The 6,014-nt window shown below is 31.5% G+C and carries 4 protein-coding genes; all 4 read right to left on the bottom strand.

The window, feature by feature from the left end:
* Positions 1-203: 203 nt before the first annotated feature.
* The gene (gene hblA, locus ACVWXS_RS25665; RefSeq protein ID WP_456960651.1) at positions 204-1,316 is read right to left on the bottom strand and encodes a hemolysin BL binding component B; all 1,113 of its coding nucleotides are present in this window, start codon (positions 1,314-1,316) and stop codon (positions 204-206) included.
* A 30-nt stretch (positions 1,317-1,346) separates the two neighbouring features.
* Positions 1,347-2,579 (bottom strand): hemolysin BL lytic component L1, encoded by a 1,233-nt coding sequence (hblD, locus tag ACVWXS_RS25660; RefSeq protein ID WP_456960650.1) that lies wholly within the window; start codon positions 2,577-2,579, stop codon positions 1,347-1,349.
* Positions 2,580-2,639: 60 nt separating this feature from the next.
* Positions 2,640-3,959, bottom strand: a complete 1,320-nt coding sequence (gene hblC / locus ACVWXS_RS25655) for a hemolysin BL lytic component L2 (RefSeq protein WP_456960649.1) — start codon at positions 3,957-3,959, stop codon at positions 2,640-2,642.
* A 586-nt stretch (positions 3,960-4,545) separates the two neighbouring features.
* Positions 4,546-5,589: a Fic family protein gene (locus ACVWXS_RS25650; RefSeq protein WP_456960648.1), complete on the bottom strand. Its 1,044-nt coding sequence runs from the start codon at positions 5,587-5,589 to the stop codon at positions 4,546-4,548.
* Positions 5,590-6,014 lie beyond the last annotated feature (425 nt).

Below are 6,014 nucleotides of genomic sequence, written 5' to 3'. Positions count from 1 at the left end.
CATGCACCTCTCATCAACCGGTAACTTTCTGTTCGTAAAAATAATTGATACTATTTCTTTTCATAGCCTTTGTTCTATACAAATATTTTTGAATTATCTTTCATTTTACAGAAAAAAATTTCTTTGTCAATATTATTTTAAAAATACTGACCCTCAGTTTGACCCAACATGAGAAAAAAACCTCTTTTTTGAGTGATAACAAGTTATATTTTTAACTCTTTTATCCCTGCTTTTAATATGTCTGCATCTATTTTTAATGTTTTCCAGCTGTCTTTAGCTGATTTCAAGTTAGGTAGTAAAAATTTAAATTTATTTTGTTCCGCTTTATCAGATGCATTCTCGATATGTCTCAGTACCCCCGAATATTGAGAGTCTAAGTCATTCCATTGCGTAGACATAAAAGTAAGAGCATTAATAGAATCATCGAGTGCATTGTACATCTCACTAATATTACTATGTGCAACTCCAACTACACGATTTAATGTTATTTTATAATCAACAGTCTGTTTTAATTGTGCTAAAAACGGTTCTAATTGACCTAATTGATCTCTTGCTACCCCCAGCATTATACCCCCAGCAATCCATGTAGGAATAGAAGGCACAGATACTGTTATTATTCCATCAGACTCTAATTTCTTATAATAGTTTACTGATTCTAAAACTTCATTTAGGCGCTTTTGATCATCCTCAACTGCAACCCCTTGGTTTTTTAAAATCGACTGTAAAAGCTCTTTGTTACTACCAAATGCTCTAACATCTGGTCCAATATCATTTCTTAATTTAGTTAATTCTTCTATTAATTGTTGTGCATACTTTTGATTTAGTTGAATCTCTTCTCGTAAATCTGTAATCCCTTCTATTAAGGTCTCTCCATCTCCTGTATTTATTGCATCTACAATTATGTCATAATAATTTTCAAACTTTGTATCGTATTCAATAATACCTGTCAATGTATCTATAAGCTGTTTTTTTACTTTTGTATCCCATGTAAGAGCGTGTGCTCTTGCATCCTTTTGGTCTTGTACAATTTTACCTGGTAAATCCGGATATCCACTAATATTAATTCCTTCAAAGTTTACATCCGGATTCTTAATTAACATATAAGAATAAGCATTCATAGATTTTGCAAAAAGTCCCGCCTTTTGCAAGGTTTCTTTCATCTTCGCTTCGTTTCCTGAAAGAGACGTATCACTATTGCTTGTTTGCTCAATTTTACTTGTCTCTGCAAATGCTGCTACTGGAGAGATTACAGAGGTTGTTGTTAAAGTTAAAAATGTCGATACAGCGAGTACTTTGTAAAGAGATTGTTTATTCATTTTATATTCCTCCCTATATGTATTTTATTTCTAATTATTATCTGCTTGTTTAAAAGCAATGTCTTTTGCAATAAATTCCGCATCTTTATGAATATCATTCCAACTTTGTTTAGCCGCTTTTAAATCATCAGGTATTAAAGAGAGCTTATGATCTTGCATTTGATCGATATTATCATATAAGTCTTTATAATTTGCCCCCATTGTATTCCATTGTTGTTGAATATTCGTTAGAGACATTATTGCTTGATCCACTGTTTGGTATAGGTATGTCAAAGTGTCTTTTGCGTTAGTAAGTGAAATAACTGCTTGATTAGCAAAATCGGCTTTCATAGTTAATTCCCCGATTTTATTCGAAATTTCGTTGTAGGAATTCATATGATTAGATGCCGTAACACCAGCTGCTGTTCCTAAACCAATACCAGCTGCACCGAGAGCTGTAAGGCCACCTACAACAGCCGGAGTTGCTGTTCCACCAGTCACAACAATTACTACCGCTCCTGCAATAGTTCCTATAACTAAAATAGCTGCTCCCAATCCACCACCTATTGACCATGCTAATACATTGTCAAAATGTGCTTTTTGAGTGGAACGTAGATTCTCAATTTCAGTTTGGAGTTGTGGAACCAATGCTTGTTTTCCGGCCATTATTGCCGTTAATCCACCCTTCCCATCTGGACCACCAATATTATTTTTAAAATCTATAGTATTTGTATATAGCTTTGTTTTGAAGGCTTCCAACATCTTAATTACTTCTGTAACTTCTTTTGAATTCGTATCAATCGTACTAATTAAATCACCAATACCCTCTTTTAGCCCTTCCTTATCTTTCTTTTGTACAGTATCTATTAATGTGTCGTAATAATTATTAAATTGTTCATCATAATTTACAATGTTACGTGCTGTCTTTTGAATTTTTGGCTTCGCTGTATCTAACCAATAATTCGCATTGATTCGAGACAGTTCCTGATTAAGGTGAATATTTTTGATTAATTCTCCCCCATCAGAACCTAAATCAATATTGGATAGATTTACATTCGGCTGTTTAATCATTGTTTTTGCGTACAAATCCATTACAAGAATATGAGACCCTGTTTCAGCTAACGCTTTCTTCAGTCCTTCAGGTCCTAATGCATAATAATTTCCTATTTTTTGTTCTTGAACGACCTGCTCTTGCGCAAACACTTGAATAGCGCTACTGTTTGTTGCGGTTATAACCGTTGACAAAGTGACCACGGTTAACACTTTAAATGGTAATTTCTTCATATTATCTCCTCCCAAGCATCGACAGATTTTCAAATTTCACTTTTATTAATTTCACGAGTATTAAAATTTATCAGTTTGTTCCTCTAGTTGACTTATTACATTTTTCAATCGTCTTAATGTATCTTTTTGAGATAGATTGTTAGTAGTATCAGCATCAGTACTTAATTTTGTAATACTACTTTTTATTAAACTCAAATCTTCTTTATAACGTTTCAATAGGTCAAGTTCTACATCCACTTGGCTAGCAAATGTATGCAAATCATGTTGCATAATAAGAATCATTGATTTTTGTAAATCTGCTATCGTTAGTTTCGTTGTTAAATCATATAATTTTTGATTTTGTTGCTCTAAATCATCTAAATATGCTCGTTGTTCTGCCTTTAGTTTATTAACTTCAGCAAAGGTACTATATGTTTTTTTGATTTTTTCCGGGTCAATTGCTTTCATAAGGTCATACTCTTTCGCTTTTGTAGCTGCTGCTGCAGCAATTTCACCTTTATTATTTTTCTCAATTGCTTCACGAGCTTCTTTTTTAACAGCTTCAATTTCTAAAGCAGATTTACCCTTTTCTTTTGCTTCTTGCTCTGCTTTTTTTTCTGCTTCTAAAATAGCGTTGTTAATTTCTTTCCCTTTGTTATACGTTGCCGCCGCTGTTTGAGCAGCTGGATCAATGATATCTTTTGAAAGACTATAGATCTCTTGGAATATCTTAAGTCCTTGTTCATTTAAAGCTCCTGGTAGAAATGCTATTTCTTGCAAATTATTTTGAATCGATTTTTTAGTATCTAGTACTTCACCTTTTAGCTTGTCTATTTTCCCTGTTCCTTCTAAACTAAGTACTCCCAAAGCTTTTGCCACATCAGTATCGAGATCTTTAAGTTTTTTATCAAGCTGTAATTGAAGATCTGTTAATTCATTAATTTGATATTGAACATTTTCTTGATTTGTCGTAACCATCTCTTGAAGGACTTCCAGTCTATCCAAGAAACCTTCTTTATCTTCCTTGTTATCTACATATTCTTTTAATGTTGGATAATAGCTATGAAATTTAGTGACAAATCCATTACTTTTAGAATTAATTAGAATTAACTTTGGATAAAGTTCCGATGACCATTCTTTCATATCTTGTTTTATTAAGAATTGTTCTGTATTTAAAGCTGGTACTTCATCTAGCTGTACATTAGGTTTCATTAAAGATTGGTCGATATACATTTGGATTAATTTAGATTGTGCACCTAATTTTCTTAAAGATGAAGAAAGAGTCATGTTCTCTTCTTGAATTTCTGCTTGAGCAACAGGCGTTGCAAAAGTATGTACTGGAATAACTCCCGTAGTAACAATGGATGTGATCATTAATCCTGTAATTAATTTCTTTTTCATTCTATTTACCTCCCTATTTGATATTTTCCACTATAATTCATACGTTTTTTTACATTTTGAGCACTCCTAACTTACTTAAGTTTAGGAAAGATTCTTTCTATTCCCTATGATGTAAATCTTAGTCATAGACACAGTTTTTAGCAAATAACAGCGAAAACAACCTATTTCATGTATAAAATAGGTTGTTTTCTGTTGTTTCAATTCTGAAAACGGATTAATAATAGCAATATTGATATGAACGTGTCACAATTAAGCGAAATTCAGTTGTCAGACGACTAAATATTGACATAATTTTGTTAATAATGGGGGGATTAAGTGAATTGGAGTAATTCTTTAAAGGTTTGACATATTGATCCCAATAAGACTTTTTTGTTAATAGATATTAACTGTGAGATGGTACCTACTTAATTTTCATTACTGAGGGGTATCCTTAACTTGTAGTTACAAGGCACTTTTGAGATTTTTCATGTTTCTAGATTGAAGCGTAAAGAACCAATTGCTTATTTAAGATGGGCAATTGGTTCTTAGATTAGATTTTTGATTTGTTTAGTAGGAACTTATTAGCCCCGATTTGAAAAGGGTTAGGTTAAGATTGGACTTTCATCCAGCGCGCATTTCTTCCTTTTGAAATAAGTTTAATTTCACCTAATAATTGCAAATTAGTTAAAGTTTTACTAATTGTACTTTCTGCTATATCTGGATAAATGCTTCGAATGCATTCTTTTGTAAAAGGTTGTTTTTGATTATGAATGAAATTCTGAATTCGCTCTACCTTAGTATATTTACATATAGAATCCAATACTCTGCAATGTAGATCTTTATAAACCTCTAAAATAATCATTAAGAACTCTTGTAACCAGAAGCTAATATTATGCCCATTACAGTACCAATTAAGCGATGATTTAAATATGGCTTCATGGTATTCTGATTCTCTTTTCTTTATATATTCATCTAAACAAACATATTTTACAAATGTATATCCACTTTTCACCAATAGTAATTGCATTAACATAAGTGTTAATCTCCCATTACCTTGACTAAAAGGGATTATGCAATAAAAATTCAATATAAAACGAGCTATTAATATAAGTGTAGGTAACTCTTTTTTACGGTTTAATAAATTGTACTGGTTGCATAATTGTTCTACAGCCTGTGGAATATTTTCAGGTGGAAGAGGGCGATAACAAATCGTGTGCATCCCTTTTTCAGGAATTCCTAGGATAGAAAATGGCTTTTGGCGCCATTTTGCACTGTCAGAGGTATTATAATGAATTAATTGAAAATGTAATTCTTGTATAGTATCTGGACTTATGGAAAAAGTACAAGATTTTTTTTGTACAAGAGCCAAAGTTTCATAATAACAAAATATCGCATCTTCCGAAATTGATTGGGGTATCATATCATCTAAAATAAGTTCTTTTAATCGCTTATTTGAAACTTTTATATCCTCATAAACTGAAATATAGTTTTTTATGTATTGTAGGGGTATAGCTTTTTCAAGGCAAGTGAATATATCAGGTTTTTGCTCTTGATAAGCGGTCAACATACCTTTATATTCACTAATTTCACTGACTAAGTTTATTAGTTGTTGATCAATATTTATGTACTGGTCTTCGAAAAAATTTCTCATTTTGTTCCTCCTGTTACTAGTTCTTAATGCTCTATTACAATAATAAATTTTCTGTTTTTTGGGATTTTCTAATGTTATTCGAGTATTACTATTCAAATAACATCCTGTTTAATAGAGTTTTTACTTTCTAAAGAAAGAGGATTAATTTATATTTTTGTATAAAGTTAGACTTTGAAATCACTGTTTTATTCCATAAAAATGGATTTATTGTAAATATAGACGTTAGACATTATTAAGTATCGGAATATTATCCTTTAAATGTACTGATTTATTATTATTTTCTTTGATTTTTTTATGTATTTTTCTTACAGTTGTAATACGTTTACTAAATGTAAGCCCGTAATCAAATAACGCATATAAACAACCAGGCACCTCCGGTACGATGATAAATGTATCAAATTAGAGGAGGTGCTTCTTTATGTCAA

Source organism: Lysinibacillus sp. TE18511, from assembly GCF_054062295.1.
Note: the sequence above shows the minus strand (reverse complement) of the source record. Positions and strands in the feature narration are given on the sequence as shown.